Below are 22,221 nucleotides of genomic sequence, written 5' to 3' on the forward strand. Positions count from 1 at the left end.
CTATGATTAGCATTCATCTTGATGCGAGCAAATGAGACCTTGTGTATCAAATAATACAGGCTCAGGATGCAATTCAATGTTAAATTTTTGAAAAACATCATGTTGTACGGCTTTATACGTTGCACGTACATCTTGCAAACTAGCTTGTTGATAATTCACAAGCACCAAAGCTTGCTTATGGAACATACCAACTGCACCTAATGTTTTACCTTTCCAGCCTGCTTGGTCAATTAACCAGCCTGCAGCAAGCTTAACTTCATTATTCGGCTGCGGGTAATGGGGCAAATTTGGAAATTGTTGTGCAATTTGGTCAAATGCTTGCTGACTAATCACTGGGTTTTTAAAAAAACTGCCTACATTTGGATAATCTTTAGGATCTGGCAATTTAGTTTGACGAATATGGATGACCTGATTTTGCAAATTTTCTGCTGTCAGATCAGCACCAACTGCAGCTTTTAGATCACCATAATTTAATTTCAAATCTGGCTGTTTTAATAGTTTAAAAGTGACATGACTAATCACATAACGTTCTGGTTCATCTTTAAAGATACTATGACGATAAGAAAAATGACAATCCTGCGCAGCAATACTAATATTTTGTGCTATTTGACGGTCATAAACTTGCACTGACTCAATAAACTCACCTGCTTCTACACCATAAGCTCCAATGTTTTGTACAGGTGATGCACCCACTAAACCTGGAATTAAGGCTAAGTTTTGCAGACCAAATAAATTATGTTTCGTCGTCCACAGTACAAAATCATGCCATACCTGTCCAGCACCGACACGTATGGTACATGTATCTGCGTCTTCTGAAATACGTTCAATACCCTGAATATCCATATGCATCACCAATGCATGAATCTGTTCAGGTAAAAGCATATTACTACCACCTGACAATACCAAAACATTCAGATTTTCTGCTGCGGCAAAGTCCAATGCAGATTGAATATCTGCAACAGATTGAATACGGACATAATGTGATGCGACGGCATCCAGACTTAATGTGTTAAAAGGCTTAAGTTGAACCTGTGTTTGAATGTGCATTCTTAAACCTTAATAATTCTGCTGTGCTTTAAATTGATTTTGTAAAAAATTGACCCAGGCCTGACTACTCGATTCACATTGATCTAAAACGTGTTCAAATCCAGCATCCCCACCATAATAAGGATCAGGAACTTCCTGCTGCGGATATTGACCATCATACTGACTCATAAGCGAGATTTGAGCACGCAATGTGCCAAATTGGCGTTGAGCTTGTGCCATGAGTTGTTGAATATTTTTTAAATTTTCATAATCCATCGCTAATATAAGATCAAAATCAATGAAATCTTGTATGGTTAATTGACGTGCACGCAGCGACGATAAATTATAACCACGTAATTTTGCATGTTTTTGACTGCGACTGTCAGGCGCTTTACCAGGATGATAATTGCTTGTACCCGCAGAATCGACCTGTATATTGAGTTGAGCTTCATCACAAAAATGTCTCAGAACCACTTCCGCCGTGGGAGAACGACAAATATTTCCTAAACAAACACACAACACCTTGTATGGCGTGCTGGATGACATAACAACCTCAAGAGTACTTTTATTTCAAGCGTCTTATGTTAAGTTATTTACAAGATGAATCCTATATCAAGACTCAAGAATAATGTTCATTTCGATATAAAAATTAGGGATAAGCCAATGAGTAATTTTCAGTTTCAAACCGTCAGCAATATTATTTCTGGCTTAGGCTCGATTCAGCAATTAAAAGATGTTCTTCAAGAATATCAACCGAAACGCGTACTACTGGTTACAGACCCCGGCATGCTAAAACAACAACTGCATCTTCCTTTGCTTGAAATACTCGAAAGTATGCAGCAAGACTATGTTGTTTACTCAAGCATTCAGGCCGACCCTGCTGAACACATCGTATTAGATGCTGTGCAGTTTGCCAAAAATGAAAAAATTGATTTGATCTTGGGTTTTGGTGGTGGTAGTTCAATGGATGTAGCCAAACTGATTGCAATTTTGGCACATCCTGAACAAACACAACAACTTGCTGACTTATATGGCGTGGGAAATGCAAAACGCCCACGACTACCTTTAATTTTAGTGCCAACTACAGCAGGTACAGGTTCAGAAGTTACCCCTATTTCTATTGTTACTACCGGTAAAACCACCAAAACAGGCATCGTCTCACCTGTTTTATATGCTGACATCGCTATCCTTGATGCAACATTTACCTGTGACCTACCTACACATATCACAGCGGCAACTGGCATTGATGCTATGGTACATGCGATTGAAGCCTATACCTCCAAAGTAAAAAAGAATCCTTATGCCGACATGCTTGCAAAACAAGCCTTAAAACTACTCAATAAAAATTTGAAATTGGTATTACAAGATGGACATGATTTAGAAGCAAGGCAACACATGTTGGTAGGTTCAATGCTAGCTGGACAAGCCTTTGCAAATTCTCCCGTTGCTGCCGTACACGCCTTGGCATATCCGCTTGGTGGACATTTTCATCTCTCGCATGGGCATACCAATGCTTTGGTACTCACTGAGGTTTTAAAATTTAATGCTCCTGTAGCGAAACAACACTATGCTGAACTCATGACTTGGCTTGATCCATATAGTACAGGTTGTACTGACGGCTTATGTGACTTGTTCATAGACCACATGCAAAATCATTTAGATTCTAGTGGATTGACATTAAAATTGAATCAACTCAATGTGCCTGAACAGATGATTGATGAGTTAGCACATGATGCCTTATTGCAAACACGTTTATTGCAAAATAATCCACGTGAACTTAAGTTGCAGGATGCTCGGGATATTTATCAAGCGATCTATGTTTAATTGTAATTTTCACACAAATTATAGTGTGATACAAATCACACTATAGTCACTATATTTGTTTATTTTTCAAACAAACGACTAGTTATAACTTATACATATTAATCAATATATTATAAATATATATTTAAATAAAATCAATATATAATTGTTTTATATGAATTTATTTATTTTTACAAATACTAAAATAATTTAAACCTTGTGTAATTTTTATTAACTATTCACGAGTTTTGTTGATTTCATAACCTATGATTGTATCAACAGGTTCAAAGGATATTGAGAACCTAAACACAAAGATGGACTTAGCTATAAAATTATATAAAACAACAATCTTGGCAACTGCTCTTTTAAGCGCATTTTCTGTAACTCATGCAGCCACCAGTGACGGTAAACGATTTGCCGTATCAGCAGGTTGGTTACATGTGATGCCACAAGGTGAAAAACAAGGTATTTCTGGCTCGACGACAAAACAAACACCCCTATTAGGTGAACGCTCAGTTTCATCACCGGGCGCAGGTTTTGAAGTTGAAGATGCTGATACTGCAGGCCTAATGCTTGATTATTTTGTTAACGATAACGTTTCTTTAGAACTGGTTCTAGGTGCTCCACCAGAAATGGAACTTTCTGGACATGGAACAATTGATTTACCTGTTGTTGGACAAGCTGCAGATTTAAGTAAGTTCGATAAAATTGCGACAACCGATGCGTATACCCCAACTTTGTTGGCAAAATACCATTTCGGATCCATCAACAATAAGTTCCGTCCTTATGTTGGGGCTGGTGTGATGTATGCACATTTTAGCGATGTTAAAGCAGACCCGAATGTCAATGCAGAACTGAATAGTAATGGCCTATTGGCTATATTAAAACCTGAATTAGGAAAAATTAAAGTTGATGATGCCTTTGCACCTGTAGCTATTGCAGGTTTTGACTACAACTTAAATCAAAACTGGTTCGCTACCGCATCTGTCAGTTATGCCCATTTATCCACTACAGCAAAATTAGATGTCGTTGGAAATACCAAACTTATTGGCAAAGATATACCTCGCGCAACGATCTTAAAAGGACGTAGCGAAATCGAAATTAATCCTATCGTGACTTACGTCGGTCTTGGATATCGTTTTTAAACGTTTCTTTTTAGATAAATACATTCTTTGAAAAGGTTATTCTATAATTGGAATGACCTTTTTATCTTTTATATCAGCTTGATCTTTTATCTAATGCTGGGTAAAACAACTGAACAGTACTAAGTATATTTAGAATCCACAATAATGAAACCTGTATTAAAATTACGCCAAAATTATGCTTTTTTATTTCCAATACAAACACGTTGGGCCGATAACGATATGTATGGTCACGTCAATAACGTGACCTATTACAGCTACTTTGACACCGCAGCTAACGCACTTTTAATTCTACATGCTGGATTTCAATTAAAAGACTCCCCAATTATTGGTTTAGTGGTTGATTCAGCTTGTAGCTTTCTACAAGAATTGTCTTATCCAGAGATTATTGAAGTAGGTGTTGCAATTAGTAAAATTGGCAATTCTTCGCTACGTTATGACCTTGCTATTTTCAAACAAGGTCAAGACCAAGCTGCCGCACAAGGCCATTTTGTACATGTCTTTGTTGACCGCCAAACACGAAAAAGCACTTCGATACCGAATGATATGCGAGATGCTCTCATGCAATTTTTAGTCAAATAAGTTTTTATTTATTCAACTATTCTGTATCCAACTTAACGCTTATTTAAGTTGGATATTTTGTAATTCACCATCAAAACTTTTGAGTAAATCTTTTACCACTGGCTCTGCATGCAGTAATTCACTCGCACGAGCAAAAGCTTTTTCTTTTCGCACATGCTGTAATGCGTATGGCGTAACATCATCTACATCTTCAAAACGAATTTGGAAATGAACATTTGACCACTGCTCACGGATGGCATGTTCTAGAACATGCTGTAACTGGGTCACTAAAGCTTCATATTTTTTGGGAATATGGAAAATCGACTCCCCGTCAATGCTTCCGCTCATAATGCCATGCTGTGCCAACTCTTGTACTGCCGGTGAAAGTTGACTATTACGGAACCAATACTCCCACTTATCGACAGTCCACTCACCTTCAAGTATTTGTGGCTGTAAAGTCAAGATATCCTGAGGCATAAGATTAGCGCTGACAGGTGCTGTAACTACGTTCATCTCTGTAGTTTCAGCAACATCTGGTGTAGCTAAATCAAATGTATCTTCAACCTTAACAGCAACCGGAGTATCTTCCACAACTGGTGGTGTTTGAACAGATTCTGTAATGCTTAACTCTAAAGGTGCAATTTCTTCGAAATCAATATCGGCTGCATTAACCTCCGCCGTTGCCACACTAGGCGTTTCATCTAAATCAAATAGCGTATCTTCAGTAGCTGCATCCATGACTATCGTGTCATTTTGTGCAGTAGTCACAGATTTAGCGTGTTCACTCACATCGACTACGGCGTGTACACTTTCAGGTTCAGCATCTGCTATTTTTGACTGCTCGTCTAGCTCTTCATCTAAGAAGTCATCTGATGAAGGTTCATCGATAGCAGGTGCTGATGCGAAACCGTCATCTTCATCATAATGTGAATCATCAAAATCATCGAAAACTGGCGGCGTATCGACCACAGCTGCAGAAACTGGCTGTTCAGTAGCAACGTTGACTGGTGAATGATGCACATTCACATTCGTTTGTTCTAAAGGTTGCTCATCTAATGGCTGAGTATTCGTCTGCGCTTGAATCAGTTGAGGCTGTGCTGCTGTTTCTTGCTGTACCGCAGAAACTAACATTTCATTCGGTTGTAATGGACGGAATGCTAACAAACGTAGCACACACATCTCAAAACCTTGCTCTTGTGTCACCGCCAACTGTAGGTCTGCACGACCTTTACAAGCCACTTGGTAATACAACTGCAAATCTTGTGCAGAAATTAACTGCGACAATTGCATGATTTTTTGATTAATCTCGTCGCTATATTTTAAAGCCAAGTCTGGCAAATATTGCAACAATGCCAATTCATGCAAGGTCGAAATTAATTGATCTAGAACTAAAGAAACATCCAAGGCTTGTTGACGGAATTGCAGTAATAAAGCACTGACCCGTTCACGCTGATTTTGATGAATCGCTAAGATCAAATCATAAATAATCGTACGGTCAATTAAACCCAACATGTCTTTGACATCTTGGTGTTGAATCGAACCTTGACCATAAGCAATCGCTTGGTCAGTTAAAGATAATGCGTCACGCAGCGAACCTTGTGCAGATTCGGCAATTTGCCAAATCGCATCTTGCTCCGCTTGAATTTGTTCTTTTTGTAAAATATCAGTCAGATGCGTAGTAATTTCATCTACTGCTAAAGGCCGCAAAGTGAATTGTAGACAACGTGAAATTACGGTAATCGGTAATTTTTGAGGATCTGTCGTTGCAAATAAAAACTTCACATGCTCTGGCGGTTCTTCCAAAGTCTTTAATAACGCATTGAATGAGTGCGTTGATAGCATGTGCACTTCGTCAATGAGGTAAACCTTGAAACGGCCTTGTGTAGGAGCATAAGGAACGTTATCGAGTAGTTCTCGTGTATCTTCAACTTTGGTCCGTGATGCCGCATCGATTTCAATTAAATCAATAAAACGACCTTCATTTACCGCTTTACAGGTTGGACAAACTTCACATGGGGTTGAGGTTACCCCTGTTTCACAATTTAGACATTTTGCCAAAATACGCGCAATGGTGGTTTTACCTACACCACGTGTCCCTGTAAACAAATACGCATGATGTAACCGACCACGTTCTAAGGCACTCGTGAGTGCACGTGACACATGGTTTTGCCCCACAAGTTCAATGAAATTTCGTGGACGGTATTTTCGTGCAAGTACTTGATACATGTATGCTCCTTTTTACAGGTGTAAGCATACTGTTTTTTTGCTTAATAGTGAAATAAATGGCACAGTTTGAACAATAAAAACCCGATCTTGAGCTATCCTCAAAATCAGGCAAATTTAATACAAATTTCGAATGTTTAAACTGCTTTATTTAAAAGGAAATCACTCTGCATTTGATAGCGTTTCGCCGTCTGGTCTTCACGAATTTCGAGCAATTGCTGATCTAAATCTACATACAATAGATTGCGCGTTTGCACATGCATTAACTCTAACTGTTGCTGAGTATCATCATTAAAACGAATTGCACCTTTAAGCACTTCAACGTCATTATGACCGCTTAGACTTTCACGAGTGAGTGTATAAGTTTGGTCTTCATGTAGCTCAAGAGCCACAGCCATACCGGGACAATCTTCACAACGAGAAAGACATCCCATACACGGCGTTGTACCTTTATAATTACCCACCCAGGCCGCGTGTTGCTTTTCCGCAGTGATTGCTGTGTTGTCATTTGATTGAGGTTTTTTTGTGTCCTGACAGCCTAACAATGCAGAACTTGCCACCAAAGGAATCAAAATCACTTTTTTCATAAAACATATCACTGCCTTTAAAACTGCAAGGGAAAATAACATAGATTGCTAAATTCCCCTATTCACATTGACGCAATCTTATTCTTAAAGCCAGCCTTTACGCCCTTTTAATACTTTATCTGCACAGCGTAAAGTTTCTTGAGTTAGGCCCCATAAACGATAGTCACCCGTGATTGAACCTGTCGGAAAATTATGGGTATAGGCAAAACTCAAATCGCGCTGCGGATCACACCAGGCCCCAGAACCATTAAAGCCCATATGCCCAAAACCTTTGCTAGACTTCCCTAACGTTAGAATACGGTGGTAGCCCAAACGCCAATGCATCGGCAGAGGCATTACTCGATCTCGTTTGGTAAATTGAACCGTACTTAATTCATTAAAGGTGTCGGACTTTATCAAGGTTTGACCTTGCCATTGCCCTTGATTCGCCAGCATGGCATATATCTTTGCAAGACTATTAGCACTAAATACGCCGGTTGCAGCCGGAATAATTGCTTGCAAGCCTTCATCACTAAAAAATGAAAATTGACGCATACCTTTGGGAATCATGCCATCTTGAAAGTCTTGTAAATTTTGACCTGAAAGCTCTAACAGCTTATCTAGCATGGAGGGTTTGTGTGTAAGCTTTTTTTTCTTAACATTATTTGAAATAGAGTTTTCTGAATTAGCTATTTTTTGACTATTTTGTTGGGTTGTAACATCTACTATTTCTGCCTTCTTCTTTTTTGGAATTAGTCTTGCAACTTCACAGAGTTTATCTTGAGGCACACCAAAATATACATGATCTAATTGCAATGGCTCTACCAAATGTTGCTGCATCAATTCTACAAGTGATCTGCCAGTGGCTTTTTCGAGTACTCCACCCACTTGCCAGCCAAAGGTTAGAGGTTGATAAGCAGCATCTGTGGCAGCTTCAAAACGCGGTGTCGCCTGTTCGAGTATATGCAGCATATGCGACCAGTCTGCCATTTCCGAAGCAGTATCAATATTGTTTCGTATGTCATATAAACCACTTTGATGGCTTAACATATGTCTTAAGGTAATCTGCGACTTTCCATTTTGTGCAAACTCTGGCCAATATTTGGCAACAGGTGTGTCGTAATCTAAAAAGCCCTGACTCACTAATATATGTGCAAGCGTCGCAAGTACTCCTTTACCCGTAGAATAACAGACTGAGGGTGTATTGGACTGCCAAGCTTCTTCGGCTGACTTTTTACCCGTCCAAATATCAACTACTTTTTGCCCTTGGAAATACACCACCAAAGCGGCACCACCTAAATCAGTTCGTGCATCCTGCATTCGACTGAACTGTTCGGCTAAATCTTGAAAGGCACGATCTACAGTACCCTGATAATTATGCTTTTGTGCAAATAAGTATTCCTTGACCGCCTGCATCCTGCATTCCTTTTTATATGAACTGTCTGAGATTAAAACAAAAAAGCCTAAATCGATATCGATTTAGGCTTAAGTCTTACAGTGCTTTTACACTTCCAGCGACATGCGGTTTTTTGTTTTTACTATTTCGAATTGCAAACTCGGTATCTTGTCCAGTTTGAGCAGTTAAAAACTCAACTTGTGATGGGAGATACATCGGCAGTTTAAACCAGACATCTGCTTCATAAGCCTCTGGCAAACTCAGACTCGATAAAGCTTTAGCCTTACTCCACATACCGTGGGCAATCGCTTGTTTAAAACCAAATGCTTTAGCCGTCACAGCATGAATGTGGATCAAGTTAAAGTCACCTGAAGTCAGCGCATAGCGGCGACCGGTATTTTCTGAAACATCCCACTGCGCTTGAACCTGCAATTCAGCTGGCTTCGCCTCTGCAGGTTTTACTGCTGTTTTATTTTCAGTTTTTTGACGTGCTAAATATGTGGTTAATGATTCTACAACCACTTCATCACCAACTTTTGCAGTGGTAATAAAGTCAAATTGCACGCCCTTATCATGTGGTTGTAATTCACCAAATTTGCATGACAAAGATAACGTCTCATTCACACCCACTTTACGATATTGCTTCACTTGGTTACGGATATGCACCAAACCTAAAATCGCAAATGGAAATGCTTCAGTAGTCATCATATGCATTTGTAAGCTTTGCGAAAGCACAGCTAAATAAATAGCTGGAATATAACCATTATTTTTAAAACCACAGACTTCGTTATAGGCTTTTAAATGTTTTTGATCGACTTTAAAAGAATCCACCACATATTCAACTTGCGGCAGAACTTTTTCACCTTTTGGCTTTTTAAAAATCAAGCCTTGAATCACTTTTGGATAGGCTAAATAAGGCTTTGGAAGTTGACTAAAATGGCGAGTATTCATACTAAACCTTTTAATTATAAATATATCTATTTAAAAGCAATTCCCTCACCTTTAAGGAGAGGGTTAGGGAGAGGTTAACTTTCCCAATGAATTTTAATCCTCCTAAATCCCCCTTTAGTAAAGAGGGACTTTTCTCCTCCCTTTTACAAAGGGAGATCGGGAGGGATTACATTAAGCCCCTAACAAGCTTTGTCCACAAACACGTACCACGTTACCGTTCAAACCTGTAGAAGCAGTAGATGCAAACATTGCTATGGTTTCTGCCACATCAACAGGTAAACCACCTTGACTCATTGAGTTCATACGACGACCCGCTTCACGGATTGCAAATGGAATTGCTGCCGTCATTTGCGTTTCAATAAAGCCTGGAGCAACCGCATTAATGGTTACACCATTTTTAAGTAATGGTGCTGTGAATTTCACTACACCAATCACACCTGCTTTCGATGCCGCATAGTTGGTTTGACCTAAGTTACCTGCAATACCTGAAATAGATGATACGCACACAATACGACCATTTGCATTAAAGCCATCATTTTCAAGCAAGTAATCATTTACACGCTCAATTGCAGATAAGTTAATGTTAATTACCAGATCCCAAAGCTCAGGCTTCATATTCGCTAAAGTCTTGTCACGGGTAATCCCTGCGTTGTGTACGATGATGTCCAAACCACCTTGTGCCGCTGCAGCTGCTTTAATTTTTTCACCTGCATCAGTTGCGGTAATATCAATTGCCAGTGTTGAACCACCAATTTCACCTGCTACACGGTCAAGATCGGCTTGTTGTTGTGGAACGTCCAAACAAATCACATGTGCGCCATCGCGTGACAATACATGCGCAATTGCTTCACCAATACCACGGCTTGCACCCGTCACAACCGCAGTTTTGCCTGCTAGCGGTTTGTTCCAATCAACATCAACAACGTCTGCTTTCGAAACACGAATTACTTGACCAGATACATAAGCTGAACGTGGTGAAATAACAAAACGCAGCGCAGACTCTAAGTTTGCTTCTGCCCCTTCATCTACATAGACAAGTTGAGCAGCAATGCCTTTTTTGAATTCTTTACCGATAGACTTCACAAAACCTTCAAGCGCACGTTGTGCAATAGCTTGTTTCACGGTCTTCGCTGTTTCAGGGGTTGTACCCACAACCACAACACGACCAGATGCCTGAATTTGACGAGCAATTGGATTAAAGAATGCATAAAGCGTATGAAGTTGCTCTGAATTTTGAATACCAGATGCATCAAAAACTACAACTTTAAACTTAGACTCTTTATCACCTTCATTAAATGCGCTTAGGTTTAAACCTGACTTGGCAGCAGCTTGCTGTAGTTCCGCATTATTACCCGCATAACTGTTGGCATGAATATTTGCCAATACTTGAGCAATTGCACCTGACAATGTTGAAGCTGGTGCCGCACCTAATAAAACAGCACCTTTTACTACAGGTGTTGCAGACTCAAAACGCTCTAAGAAAGTCGGTGATGGTAAACCTAAATTTTTGATGACAAATTTACCAATAGGAGATTTTGCAAATGTTTGGTATTGATCAGTCATGTTTATTATCTCTCATACGGATTAATTTTTGATGGATCTGAAGATATCCCTTTAACTTCAAGATGATGTCAGATACTTATATTTCAATAGTTCCATCAGTTTCCATGGAATCATACTTGAGTTAAACCACGGATGGCTTGACCTGAATGCTTTTGCTAATGTCATTTTAGTCAATTTACCCCTTTGGTGAATATGCTAATGTACCCAACAAGAAGATCATCCACATGCTTGGAAAAGCCTTATGAGCAAAACAACTCAAGAAAATCCAGCAGTCGAAACTCCGACCACGGAAACTGTGTCAAATACATCAAAGAGTACACCACGTACCGCTAAAAGTACTGGCGCAGCAACCAAGTCAACCAGTGGTGCGGCTAAAACGACTCGTCCTCGTAGTGCATCTACTCGTACTAAAACACCAGCTTCAAATACTAAAACAGCTTCAAAATCAACAACTCAAACGTCTGTTCAACAGGATAATACCATGAGTCAAAACACAGTTCGCCGCGTTGCTATTATCGGTGGTAATCGTATTCCTTTCGCTCGTTCTAACGGCGCTTACTTCACTGCTTCAAACAGCGACATGTTCACCGCAGCATTAAATGGTCTTGTTGAACGTTTTAATCTTCAAGGTCAACGCTTAGGTGAAGTTGTTGCTGGTGCTGTTTTAAAGCACAGTCGTGACTTTAACATGACTCGTGAGTGTGTACTGAATACAGAACTTGCTCCTGAAACACCTGCTTACGATATTCAACAAGCATGTGGTACTGGCTTACAAGCGGCATTCCTTGTTGCAAACAAAATTGCCTTGGGTCAAATTGAAGTGGGTGTTGCAGGCGGTGTAGATACAACATCTGATGCGCCAATCGCTTTTGGTGATGGTTTACGTAAAGCACTACTTGAACTGAACATCGCAAAAACAGGTAAAGACCGCCTTAAAGCATTAACTAAAATTAATGTAAAAGACTTGATGGATGCTCCAAAGAACGGTGAGCCACGTACTGGTCTTTCAATGGGTGATCATCAAGCCATTACTACGCTTGAATGGGGTATTTCACGTGAAGCGCAAGACGAACTTGCTGCATCTTCACATCAAAAAATGGCAGCTGCTTATGAAGAAGGTTTCTTTGATGACCTGATTACGCCATTCCTTGGTTTGGATCGTGATAACAACTTACGTGCAGACTCATCTGTTGAAAAACTAGCGAAATTAAAGCCTGCTTTTGGTAAAGGTGATGCACGTACCATGACAGCGGGTAACTCTACTCCACTAACTGACGGCGCATCTTGTGTGCTATTGGCATCTGAAGAATGGGCAAAAGCAAATGGTCATGAAGTCCTTGCGTATTTAACTTTCCAAGAAACTGCAGCCGTTGACTTTGTAGAGAAAAAAGAAGGCTTGTTGATGGCCCCTGCTTATGCAGTACCACGTATGCTTGAACGTGCTGGTATTACTTTACAAGATTTCGATTACTACGAAATTCACGAAGCATTTGCATCACAAGTACTGTCTACGCTTAAAGCTTGGGAAGATCCAAAATTCTGTAAAGAACGTTTAGGTTTGGATGCACCTTTAGGTTCAATTGACCGCAGCAAACTTAACGTGAAAGGTTCTTCACTTGCTGCAGGTCACCCATTTGCTGCAACTGGCGGCCGTATTATCGCAACTGCGGCTAAGCTATTGAATCAAAAAGGTTCAGGCCGTGTATTGGTTTCAATCTGTGCTGCTGGCGGTCAAGGTGTAACCGCAATTATTGAAAAATAATACCTAAGATCTAAATTAAAAAAAACCGCTCAGATGAGCGGTTTTTTATGGATTGAATTATTTTTTAGCTAATGGATTGGCTGCAAAATATTGATCAATCGTGTTGATTGGTGTTTTACCCGGAACGGCATTAACAATATTTGATGTAACACCCGCATATAGCTGATCTGGCGATGCCAAATGGAATTTATTTACATCTGGATCCATATAAGGAATTGATCCCGCTTGTCGTTGGAAGTAGAAATGTAACCATGCCATCATTGGTTGAAAACCATAGGCCGAATTGGACCATGCACTACTGTGGCTACCAAAGCCATGACCAAATTCATGAGCAATGATGCCATAGCCTGAATGACGATAATGTCCATAGAAAATCCATGTATCTACTCCCAGTACTGAACCACCACCAAGACCGCCACCCATCGCTGTAATGCCAAGGTTAATTTCACTACGATTTAAAATTTGTTGATAAACCCGTGTGTAATCTTCTGCTTTGAAAATGCCATTCTCACCTTCAACCAAGCCGGCATTACCAAAGAACTCATGCCCCATGACTTTCTTATGATTAAACCATAAATGTTCAAACTCAGGGGTACTTAGCATGTATGCCAAATTAGTCATCATCATGACCCATTCACGCGCATATAACGCGTTTATTCTGCGCCAGCTTGAAGCTGGATCATTTTCTTGATTATAGGTACCAAAGAAAATTTTCCATTTGGCTTTAATCTGATTCAATTTTTGAACATGCAAATCTGTATCAGAATGGAATTTAAAATCAAATAGTCCAGCAGGTATCTGCTCCGTTTGGCTTAAACCTGACAATTGAATTGAACCTTGCCCATTCACCAATGAAAAACGAGATTGGTCATCTAACTTCAATGCTAAACGTGTTTTGGAAAATGCCTGAATTTCATCAATATGCGCTAACACGACCCACTGATCTGAATTTTTTAACTTGGCATGCAATTGCACGTCTTTCACAGGAACAGCGCTATAACTTTGTATGTCTAAACTTGCGCCATTCAACTGTGCAGATAAAATTTTATCCATGAACACATGACGCTCGTCTTTATTGGTCAAAACCTCCCAGCTTTCACCATCTTGTAGCATTCGAGACTGTTGTATTGCCTGAGCCTGCTTTAACTCAGTGGCTTGTGCCGTTTGATTACTTCTATTTTGCTGTAAACTTCGCATCGGCAAAAGGGTAATTTTTTGATTGGCTAAGTGCAATAAAGTTGACTCATGTACAACAAGATCACTAGCCTTTGCCAAATTTTGCGTACTGTCATTGCCTTTCACACGATAATTACTAAATTGATCAACCAAATTGGTTGGTAATATTTGTTTGGTATTAAATGACTTCGCCAAGTAACTTTCAATTACGCCATTATTGCGAGACACATAAACTTGACCATCAGCAGCTTGATTCATCACCGTTGATAATGTTGATTCTGTCAGTATCGGGGCAACATCCGTATCACCTTGCTTTAAGCTTTTTAAATTATGTACATAGGTGGTACCATTTGGCAGACTGGTATAAAGATAGTCACCCATGCTCTGCATCCGAGCATTACAATTACGTGCACAACTTGGCAAACTTAAACGAGCAAACTTATTGGCTTTTAAATGATTTTCAGCACGAACGTCACTTTGCTGCCACACATTAATACGTCCTTGAATATCTGGTACATAGACAAAACGATCATCTGCCGTAACGGCATTACTGTGTACTAAAGCATAATTTAAGGCATCTCCCCACCACACGCCGGTCCCTAATGCCATTACAAACTGAGGTTGCCCTGTTGCAATGTCGATAACATCAATACGATTCGAACCATATGAAGCAACATATAGACGACCTGCGTGTAGGCTAATATCAACGATACCATCCCAAGTTTTTGCTAATCCCGTTAGCAGTGTCGGATCAATTGCACTTAATGCCCGCTTTTGCTTTAAGTCATAACGTAAAATTTGCGAGGAAGTTTGGCTATTTGAGATATATAAAATATCGCCGTCCAACGCCATAGCAGAAGGATTCCAAGTCTCTAATGAAAAGTCTTGCGCTGTTAATTCTGCCCCTACATCTAGTACGCGAAATTCATTGACTTTAGTTAAACCCTCACCAGCATCTACCACTGGTTTATCTTCTAGTGAATTTACATTTTCTGATGTGCCTGAACCTCCACCACCACATGCGACTAATAACAAAGAGATAGAGACGGTTAACACCTTCAACTTAATACTCAAATTCTTCCCCAAAAATAAATCCAATAAACATATGTTTTATATAATTTTTAAGTATTTTATGCGACTGTATTTATTGATATACCCTTCAAATAGAATGGACAAAATAAAGCCCAGTTGACAGTTTTTTATAAAATGTCTAACTGAGCTTTATATTTTATTTTGAAAAATCTGAGTTTTCTTAGTGGTTTTTTAACTAAGTACTTATGCTGAAACTCGAATTCCCATCGATGCTTCAATATGGTCATAACACCATTGGAAAATAAATGTGTAAACCAAAATACATAGTGTCAAACTTAGATCCGTTAAGAAAGCCTGCCCCAAACTCATCTCTAAGGCATAAGCAACCATTGGAATGGTTGCAAGCATCAAACCACCTTCAAAGCCAATCGCATGCAAAATACGAACACCTACCGTTCTTTTTAGTTTTCTTTTTGCTTCATATTTCTCAAAAAAGTGGTTGAAAATCATATTCCAAACAACTGAAGTTATCGCCATAGCAATACCTAGCGTTCCTGTCACTTCCATTGGAACTGCAAAGATAAAACTTAAAGCGATAGCAATGATCACCAACAGGATGATCTCATAGCTAAGCGCATGAATAATCCTTCTTCTGGAAATCAACATTTTGAAAAACACCTAATAAAATTTAATATGCGTGCATTATATTTTCAATTTATTGATCATTCGAGTTAGAATCTTTCAATATATTTGATAGATAAGCAAAATGAATATTAATCAAGAACAACTCACTATCTTTAAGACTGTTATGGAAACGGGTTCTTTTTCTGCTGCAGCACGTCAACTCGGCAAAGTCCCTTCTGCGGTTAGCATGTCGATTGCCAATTTAGAAATAGATGTAGACATGAAACTATTTGAGCGTATAGGACGTGAGCCTGTCCCTACTGCACAGGCAAGCAGTCTATATGAAAAGACCCAACAGCTCCTCACTGAAATGCAACAGTGGAAACAACATGCTGTAGCATTAAGTCAAGGATTGGAGTCTTCACTGAATATTGTGGTGGTTTCAGAGTTAATTCATACTCAATGGACGGATTACATCAGTTTATTAGCACAGGAATTTCCCTCACTTCAAATCAATATTTTCACAGCCCCACAAGAAGATGCACAACAAATGTTAGGCGATGGACAAGCCCAATTAGCATTGATGTTCGAACGAGAAGAATTAGAAAATTATGAGCAATTTGTAGAACTGAAACTTGAGTCCCTCGTTCCAGTTGCAGCGAAAGATCATACACTCGCTCAATTTGAGCAAGTCAGTTTTGAACAAATTTTACAGAGCCGACAAATTGTGGTTGCTAGCCGAGATAAAACCATTAAGCCTGAATTACTGTTTTCCAAACAATACTGGCGTACGGATAACCATCATTCTGCCTGTTCGATGATCATTCAAAACCTCGGATGGGGTGTCCTTCCCTCACAGATGTTCAATGAAAATCCTCAGCTCATTCAACAACTGAAAGTTTTAAACTTTTTGGATTTCACACCTAAATTCGAATATTTTGTCGATTTGGTTTGGAATCGTGAAAAACTGATGGGCTCTGCTGCTCATTTTTTGATTAATCACATCCGTAATTCACGAAAAAATACCAATTAAGCACAGTTGTCGGGCGCTTTTCGGTTGGGTTCTAAAAAGATTGTGTTATAAAAGTACATACACCAAGAACATTAAGAACTAGATATCCAATGACTCAGAATGCGTTAAACCAATTAAAAAGCCTTACGACTATTGTTGCTGACAGCAGTGATTTAACTGCGATTGAAATTTTCCGCCCACTGGATGCAACAACAAATCCGTCGCTAATTACAGCAGCTGCGAACCAACCTAAAAATAAACAACTGATTGAACTCGCATTTGAACAGGCACGTAAAGAAGGTTATAGCAGTGATGAATTGATTGAACGCACGATTGATATCCTAACAGTCAAATTTGGCGTTGAAATTTTAAAATTGATTGAAGGACGCGTTTCAACGGAAGTTGATGCTGCGCTCTCTTATGATACAGATGCAACGATTGCTAAAGCCAAAGAGCTTCTCGCTTTGTATGCACAGTATGGCATTAACCAAAATCGCATTTTGATTAAAATTGCATCCACTTGGGAAGGCATTCAAGCTGCAAAAGCACTCGAAGCAGAAGGCATCCACTGTAACCTCACATTACTGTTCGGTTTACATCAAGCGCAAGCCTGTGCTGAAGCGAATGTAACTTTAATCTCTCCATTTGTTGGGCGTATTTTAGATTGGTACAAAAAAGCTGAAAATGTAGATCACTATCCAATTGAAAAAGATCCCGGTGTACTGTCAGTAAAACAAATTTATCACTACTACAAACAGCACAACATTAAAACTGAAATTATGGGCGCAAGCTTCCGTAGCGTAGATCAAGTTTTAGGGCTGGCAGGTTGTGATTTATTAACAGTATCACCACACCTTTTAGCTGAGCTAGAAAAAGATAGTCGCGTCGTTGAAGCGCAACTTAGTAACAATCATGCTCATGCACATTGTGAACATGACGTACAACCTTTGGATAAACAACGCTTCAACTCTGAAGTTGAAAAAGATTTAATGTCAGCTCAGTTACTGCAAGGTGGTATAGATGGCTTTATAAAAGCACGTGAACAACTCAGTAGTTTACTTCGCCAATCCTTTGGCATTGATGCTGAAATTAAAGCTTAAAATAAATTTTACTGCTTGTTCAAAAGCCGATGTTGCTATACTGTGACATCGGCTTTTTTATATGAGTATACTCAGTGTTTGGCATCACAGATCTAACGACCTTTATCATTGGTACGATTTTAATTGTGATTTTGCCAGGCCCAAACTCATTATATGTCATGTCCATTGCCTCTCGTTTCGGCATTAAAGTAGGCTACCAAAGTGCCTTTGGCGTCTATTTTGGCGATATTATTCTCATCTTATTTACAGCTCTTGGTGCCGCATCTTTACTGCATGCATTTCCTTGGTTATTCATATTATTAAAAATTATTGGTGCGCTATATTTAAGTTATCTAGGAATCAAGTTACTTAAAGCAGCCTATGCAACTTGGCATGCCGTTGTAATGCCCGATCAAGTTCAACAAAATCATCAAAGTTTAGAGGAGCTCAAACCTTTTCGTACAGCTCTCACCATTAGCATTCTGAATCCAAAAGCTATTTTGTTCTACCTGTCTTTCTTCGTACAATTTGTCGATCCAAATTATGCCTACCCAGCAATCACTTTTACTGCACTGGCTATAGTTTTACAAATTATTAGTATGAGTTATTTAACCGTACTGATTTTCTCTGGTGCAAAACTCGCAACTTATTTTACTCACCGCTATAAGTTCACCGCGTGCTGTGTGGCTTCTGTTGGGCTTTTATTCTGTGGTTTTGGCTTAAAGCTCGCAACATCAACGATGTAATAATTACGAGAAATACTGATTTTTTATATACTAAATACAACTCTCAACTCAGTATTACAATGGATAAGTTGGTATTGCTGGTTTTAGACTAAAATAAAAAGGTTAAATGGCCATTCAAAAGAATAGTTACTCTTTATGCTGAGCATACTTTTATTTAAGCATAATATTTTGGAAACTTCATTTTTACTTATTATTCAAAAAATCGTCTTTCCCTGTACGAGGGCTGAGCGTATCATCGTGAAACATCATACATTTTCCAATTAAAAAGTTGCACAAGGATTATGCAAAAAATTCTTCAAGATTGCTCTGTGCCCGCAGTTTTTGCTGGTTTTATTACTTTTCTGGTCGGTATAAGTGTCTCTGCTGTCTTAGTGATTCAGTCTGCCCAAATGTTAGGTGCAGATACTGCTGAAATTACCTCTTGGTTTTGGGCGCTGGGTTTAAGTATTGGTTTATGTGGTTTATTGCTTTCTTGGAAATTTAAATATCCTGTAGCGACATCATGGTCTACAGCTGGTTTGGCGCTTATTTTGGCTACTGCCAATGGCTATAGTATGAATGCTGCACTTGGTGCATTTTTTATCTGTGGATTAGTGACTGCCATTTTAGGTTTTTTAGGCATCTTCGAAAAAATTCTCACCCATATCCCACAAAGTTTAACCAGTGCCATGCTTGCTGGCGTGCTGCTAAAGTTCGGCATTGCATTATTTGCAAGCATTCAAAATGAATGGGCTTACGTACTCTGTTTACTCGCCGCCTATGTCATCATGAAGCGACTTTGGCCGCGATATAGCATTGTACTCACAGTGATTATTGGTATAGCCATGTGTCCAATATTACTTAACTTTAAAATGCCGGCAATTGATCTTGCTTTTGCGCAACCTGTTTGGATTAAACCTGAATTTTCTTTCTCTGCGATGCTTGGCCTCGCGCTGCCATTATTTGTCATCAATATGGCATCACAATATTTACCAGGTCTAGCCATGATCAAAAGCTATGGCTATCAACCTCATGTCAATCAGCTCATAGGTTGGACGGGAACTGCTCAAGCAATCTTTGCTCCTTTTGGCTGCTTTAGTGTCAATATTGCAGCCATAAGTGCTGCCATAAGTCTCGATGATCAAGCTCACACCGATGCTACAAAACGCTATATTGCAGGCATGAGTTGTGGGATCTTTTATATTTTGATGGGCATTTTTGCAGCCACTTTAGTCAGCTTTTTAATGTCCTTCCCGCTTATTTTTATTACATCACTTGCCGGTATTGCATTGTTGAGCACTATTGGTCACAACATTGTGATTGCCTTCCAAGATGCGAGTGAACGTGAAGCGGCACTTTTAACCTTTTTATTTAGTGCCTCGGGTGTACAGTTCTACGGTATTGGCTCAGCATTTTGGGGCTTGCTTTTCGGTTTAGTCGTCCATTTCATTTTCAAATTTAAAGCAAAAAAATCTGCCTAAGTTTATGAACTGATCCCACGATAAGTACGCGCGATCAGTTCGTCTTTAAGCAATTTTGTTTCGCTGATATCCTCAACTTCTGTAAATGCAGTCAACCAAATACCATCCGCAGCATAGCGTAAGATTTTTAACTCAATATCTGCATCAGTGCTTTGGTGTTTCGTTAATCGCTCACTCAACCACTCAATCCAATAATCGTTAAAAGTCCGATCTGTCAGCATGGTCATTGAGATTGCAGACCACGAATGCTCCAAGCCGTACACGGTTTTTTCTAGGGTAATTTCAATATAGGCGCGAGTAAAACAACCGTGCGGCTGAGGATCATCTGCAATAAGCCGATCGATGACATTATCCAACTGTTGCAACAGGCTAATAACCATCGCCTCTAAAAGTATTTTTTTATTTGGAAAATGATGAAAAACACCACCTTTCGTCACGCCTACCAAATCTGCAACAGCTTGAATTGAAACACCATTAACGCCTTTTTCTGCAGCCAGTTGAATCGCGTGCTGCAAAATACTTTGACGAATTAACTGCGGTTCTTTTTTACGCTGATGCGGATTGTCCATAAAATCCTTTAATGCCCTGTAGAATTTGAAAATATATTAATGACAACAACACCTGCAACAATTAAAGCAATGCCTAGCATTGCAGGAATATCTAAATTTTGTCGAAAGATAAAGTAGCCAATTAAAGCAGTTAAAACAATCCCTACTCCCGCCCAAATGGCATAAGCAATGCCAAGTGGTATGACTTTAATCACTTGCGACAATAAGTAAAATGCCAATGAAAAAAGTACCACCACGACTAAGGATGGAACCAATTTACTAAAGCCTTCTGACTTCACTAAAAATGTTGAACCAATTACTTCTGAAATAATTGCACAGGCCAATAACCCATATGCAAACATGACTGAATTCATTACACTCTCAAACAAACATACCGATCGGTAGGTATGTTATGTTTTTAAAATTATTTTCGCAAGCTAAGATTTATTTTTATGGCAAAATATATCTAAGCCACATAAAGATTGCTTTTATTTTTAATGCTTCGCAAGAAACTCGGTCGTGAGCTGAAAGGTGTGTTGACTGGCTTTTTTACCCATCATAAATTGATATTCATGTACAAGTAGCTCTTTGGAATCTGGATAAAATGCTGTACTTACTTTAACTCCCACGGCCTCTAACTGCTTTACGAAAGGCATGGATTGTGTTTCGGTTAAAAAGTCTTTATTACCCCCACTGATAAATACTGGCGGATAATTTTTTGTGATATGCGAACTGGTCGAAATACTTTTTAGAAACTCCGTATCATCCTTCTTATTACCTGTGTAGGCTTGAACAAGGTTATACACGCCCCATTCAATCAAACCAATCTCTTCAGGTGCTGTATTCACAAAAGAGGCTAAATCATAAATCCCACAATGTAGGATTAAGCCTTTAAGTTGATTGGGTTGAATGACAGGATGAATCTGAGAACTTTCCGCAAAAACTGGATTAGTCACCAAAGCAGCATAGTGACTGGCCATATTTGCACCAGCAGAATCCCCTGCTAAATACAATTGATTGGGATCTATTTTCCAGTCATTTGCATGCTGCCGAATAAAGTTCATCGCAGAATCAATTTGATGGAGTTGAGTCGGATAAATAGCTTCAGGTGCAAACTGATATTGTACAGATACGACATTATAACCTTCTGCTGCTAAACGCTTAAAATATCCACGCGCATGCTCTTTTGAGCCTGAAACCCAACCACCGCCATGTATCCAAACCACTGTTGGTCTTGGCAATAAATTGGCAATATTATCTGGTTGATAAATATCTAGATGTAAATCTGGATTCTGCTGATACAGTACATTACTGTGTATCAAAACATTTTCAGGCGCATGCCGATCAATAAATTGTTTTTGTACTTGAGTCGATAGATTAAATGCACCCGCAATTAATTTCGTGCTGCTCTGTGTATTTTGACAACCTGATAATTGCAAAACAGAACAAAGGCTCAATGCTGTGAATATTAATTTTGTATACATGCGATTATCCAATGTGCTTTCCAATCTGATGAACTAAGCTATTTACAAAATCATCTACACCATATAT

General features: G+C 39.2%; 20 protein-coding genes. 8 read left to right on the plus strand and 12 right to left on the minus strand.

All coding sequences use genetic code 11. The features are described 5' to 3' along the window. Window positions 1–6: 6 nt before the first annotated feature. Together murB and A9J31_RS14175 are read right to left on the minus strand one after the other, a co-directional pair. Window positions 7–1,047, minus strand: a complete 1,041-nt coding sequence (gene murB, locus A9J31_RS14170) for a UDP-N-acetylmuramate dehydrogenase (RefSeq protein WP_067767348.1) — start codon at window positions 1,045–1,047, stop codon at window positions 7–9. Window positions 1,048–1,056: 9 nt separating this feature from the next. Beyond that, on the minus strand, window positions 1,057–1,572 hold the full coding sequence (locus A9J31_RS14175; protein ID WP_067767351.1) for a low molecular weight protein-tyrosine-phosphatase: 516 nt from the start codon (window positions 1,570–1,572) through the stop codon (window positions 1,057–1,059). A gap of 117 nt (window positions 1,573–1,689) precedes the next feature. Here A9J31_RS14175 and A9J31_RS14180 point away from each other — a divergent pair, with 117 nt between their 5' ends. From A9J31_RS14180 to A9J31_RS14190, 3 genes are all read left to right on the plus strand, one after another. Continuing rightward, the gene (locus A9J31_RS14180; protein WP_067767354.1) at window positions 1,690–2,850 is read left to right on the plus strand and encodes an iron-containing alcohol dehydrogenase; all 1,161 of its coding nucleotides are present in this window, start codon (window positions 1,690–1,692) and stop codon (window positions 2,848–2,850) included. Window positions 2,851–3,155: 305 nt separating this feature from the next. Continuing rightward, on the plus strand, window positions 3,156–3,974 hold the full coding sequence (locus A9J31_RS14185) for an OmpW/AlkL family protein (RefSeq protein ID WP_067767616.1): 819 nt from the start codon (window positions 3,156–3,158) through the stop codon (window positions 3,972–3,974). A 141-nt stretch (window positions 3,975–4,115) separates the two neighbouring features. Continuing rightward, window positions 4,116–4,553 (plus strand): acyl-CoA thioesterase, encoded by a 438-nt coding sequence (locus tag A9J31_RS14190; RefSeq protein ID WP_171256709.1) that lies wholly within the window; start codon window positions 4,116–4,118, stop codon window positions 4,551–4,553. A 39-nt stretch (window positions 4,554–4,592) separates the two neighbouring features. Here the strand turns inward: A9J31_RS14190 and dnaX are convergent, their stop codons facing one another. The 5 genes from dnaX to A9J31_RS14215 all read right to left on the minus strand — a co-directional run bounded on the left by dnaX (window position 4,593) and on the right by A9J31_RS14215 (window position 11,231). Then, window positions 4,593–6,758, minus strand: a complete 2,166-nt coding sequence (gene dnaX / locus A9J31_RS14195; RefSeq protein ID WP_067767360.1) for a DNA polymerase III subunit gamma/tau — start codon at window positions 6,756–6,758, stop codon at window positions 4,593–4,595. A 134-nt stretch (window positions 6,759–6,892) separates the two neighbouring features. Beyond that, window positions 6,893–7,342 carry a copper resistance protein NlpE N-terminal domain-containing protein gene (locus A9J31_RS14200; RefSeq protein WP_067767618.1) on the minus strand — a complete coding sequence of 150 codons (450 nt, stop codon included), beginning with the start codon at window positions 7,340–7,342 and terminating at the stop codon, window positions 6,893–6,895. 84 nt (window positions 7,343–7,426) lie between these two features. Next, the gene (locus A9J31_RS14205; protein WP_067767362.1) at window positions 7,427–8,737 is read right to left on the minus strand and encodes a serine hydrolase domain-containing protein; all 1,311 of its coding nucleotides are present in this window, start codon (window positions 8,735–8,737) and stop codon (window positions 7,427–7,429) included. 76 nt (window positions 8,738–8,813) lie between these two features. Continuing rightward, entirely contained in the window at window positions 8,814–9,668 is an 855-nt protein-coding gene (locus A9J31_RS14210) for a MaoC family dehydratase (protein WP_067767364.1), read from the minus strand. Window positions 9,669–9,839: 171 nt separating this feature from the next. Beyond that, on the minus strand, window positions 9,840–11,231 hold the full coding sequence (locus A9J31_RS14215; protein ID WP_067767367.1) for a 3-oxoacyl-ACP reductase: 1,392 nt from the start codon (window positions 11,229–11,231) through the stop codon (window positions 9,840–9,842). Between the two features lie 241 nt (window positions 11,232–11,472). Between A9J31_RS14215 and A9J31_RS14220 the strand changes: the two genes are divergently transcribed. Next, on the plus strand, window positions 11,473–12,993 hold the full coding sequence (locus tag A9J31_RS14220) for an acetyl-CoA C-acetyltransferase (protein WP_067767370.1): 1,521 nt from the start codon (window positions 11,473–11,475) through the stop codon (window positions 12,991–12,993). Window positions 12,994–13,050: 57 nt separating this feature from the next. Here A9J31_RS14220 and A9J31_RS14225 read toward each other — a convergent pair whose 3' ends face one another. Both A9J31_RS14225 and aceI read right to left on the minus strand, forming a co-directional pair. Continuing rightward, window positions 13,051–15,243, minus strand: coding sequence for a YncE family protein (locus A9J31_RS14225; protein ID WP_067767373.1), 2,193 nt, complete (start codon window positions 15,241–15,243; stop codon window positions 13,051–13,053). Window positions 15,244–15,444: 201 nt separating this feature from the next. Then, entirely contained in the window at window positions 15,445–15,867 is a 423-nt protein-coding gene (aceI, locus tag A9J31_RS14230; protein ID WP_067767376.1) for a chlorhexidine efflux PACE transporter AceI, read from the minus strand. 100 nt (window positions 15,868–15,967) lie between these two features. Here aceI and aceR point away from each other — a divergent pair, with 100 nt between their 5' ends. From aceR to A9J31_RS14250, 4 genes are all read left to right on the plus strand, one after another. Continuing rightward, a complete protein-coding gene (aceR, locus tag A9J31_RS14235) occupies window positions 15,968–16,858 on the plus strand; it encodes an HTH-type transcriptional regulator AceR (protein ID WP_067767379.1) in 891 nt (296 codons plus the stop codon). A gap of 89 nt (window positions 16,859–16,947) precedes the next feature. Continuing rightward, window positions 16,948–17,937, plus strand: a complete 990-nt coding sequence (gene tal, locus A9J31_RS14240; RefSeq protein WP_067767382.1) for a transaldolase — start codon at window positions 16,948–16,950, stop codon at window positions 17,935–17,937. A gap of 74 nt (window positions 17,938–18,011) precedes the next feature. Beyond that, on the plus strand, window positions 18,012–18,662 hold the full coding sequence (gene leuE, locus A9J31_RS14245) for a leucine efflux protein LeuE (protein WP_067767392.1): 651 nt from the start codon (window positions 18,012–18,014) through the stop codon (window positions 18,660–18,662). Between the two features lie 281 nt (window positions 18,663–18,943). Next, window positions 18,944–20,122, plus strand: coding sequence for a benzoate/H(+) symporter BenE family transporter (locus A9J31_RS14250; protein WP_067767394.1), 1,179 nt, complete (start codon window positions 18,944–18,946; stop codon window positions 20,120–20,122). A 2-nt stretch (window positions 20,123–20,124) separates the two neighbouring features. Here A9J31_RS14250 and A9J31_RS14255 read toward each other — a convergent pair whose 3' ends face one another. From A9J31_RS14255 to A9J31_RS14265, 3 genes are all read right to left on the minus strand, one after another. Beyond that, window positions 20,125–20,691, minus strand: coding sequence for a TetR/AcrR family transcriptional regulator (locus A9J31_RS14255; protein ID WP_067767396.1), 567 nt, complete (start codon window positions 20,689–20,691; stop codon window positions 20,125–20,127). 8 nt (window positions 20,692–20,699) lie between these two features. Beyond that, the gene (locus A9J31_RS14260; RefSeq protein ID WP_067767621.1) at window positions 20,700–21,032 is read right to left on the minus strand and encodes an SMR family transporter; all 333 of its coding nucleotides are present in this window, start codon (window positions 21,030–21,032) and stop codon (window positions 20,700–20,702) included. 132 nt (window positions 21,033–21,164) lie between these two features. Then, a complete protein-coding gene (locus A9J31_RS14265; protein ID WP_067767399.1) occupies window positions 21,165–22,154 on the minus strand; it encodes an alpha/beta hydrolase in 990 nt (329 codons plus the stop codon). Window positions 22,155–22,221: the final 67 nt, after the last annotated feature.

The organism is Acinetobacter gandensis, assembly GCF_001678755.1.
GTDB classification, from domain to species: Bacteria; Pseudomonadota; Gammaproteobacteria; order Pseudomonadales; family Moraxellaceae; genus Acinetobacter; species Acinetobacter gandensis.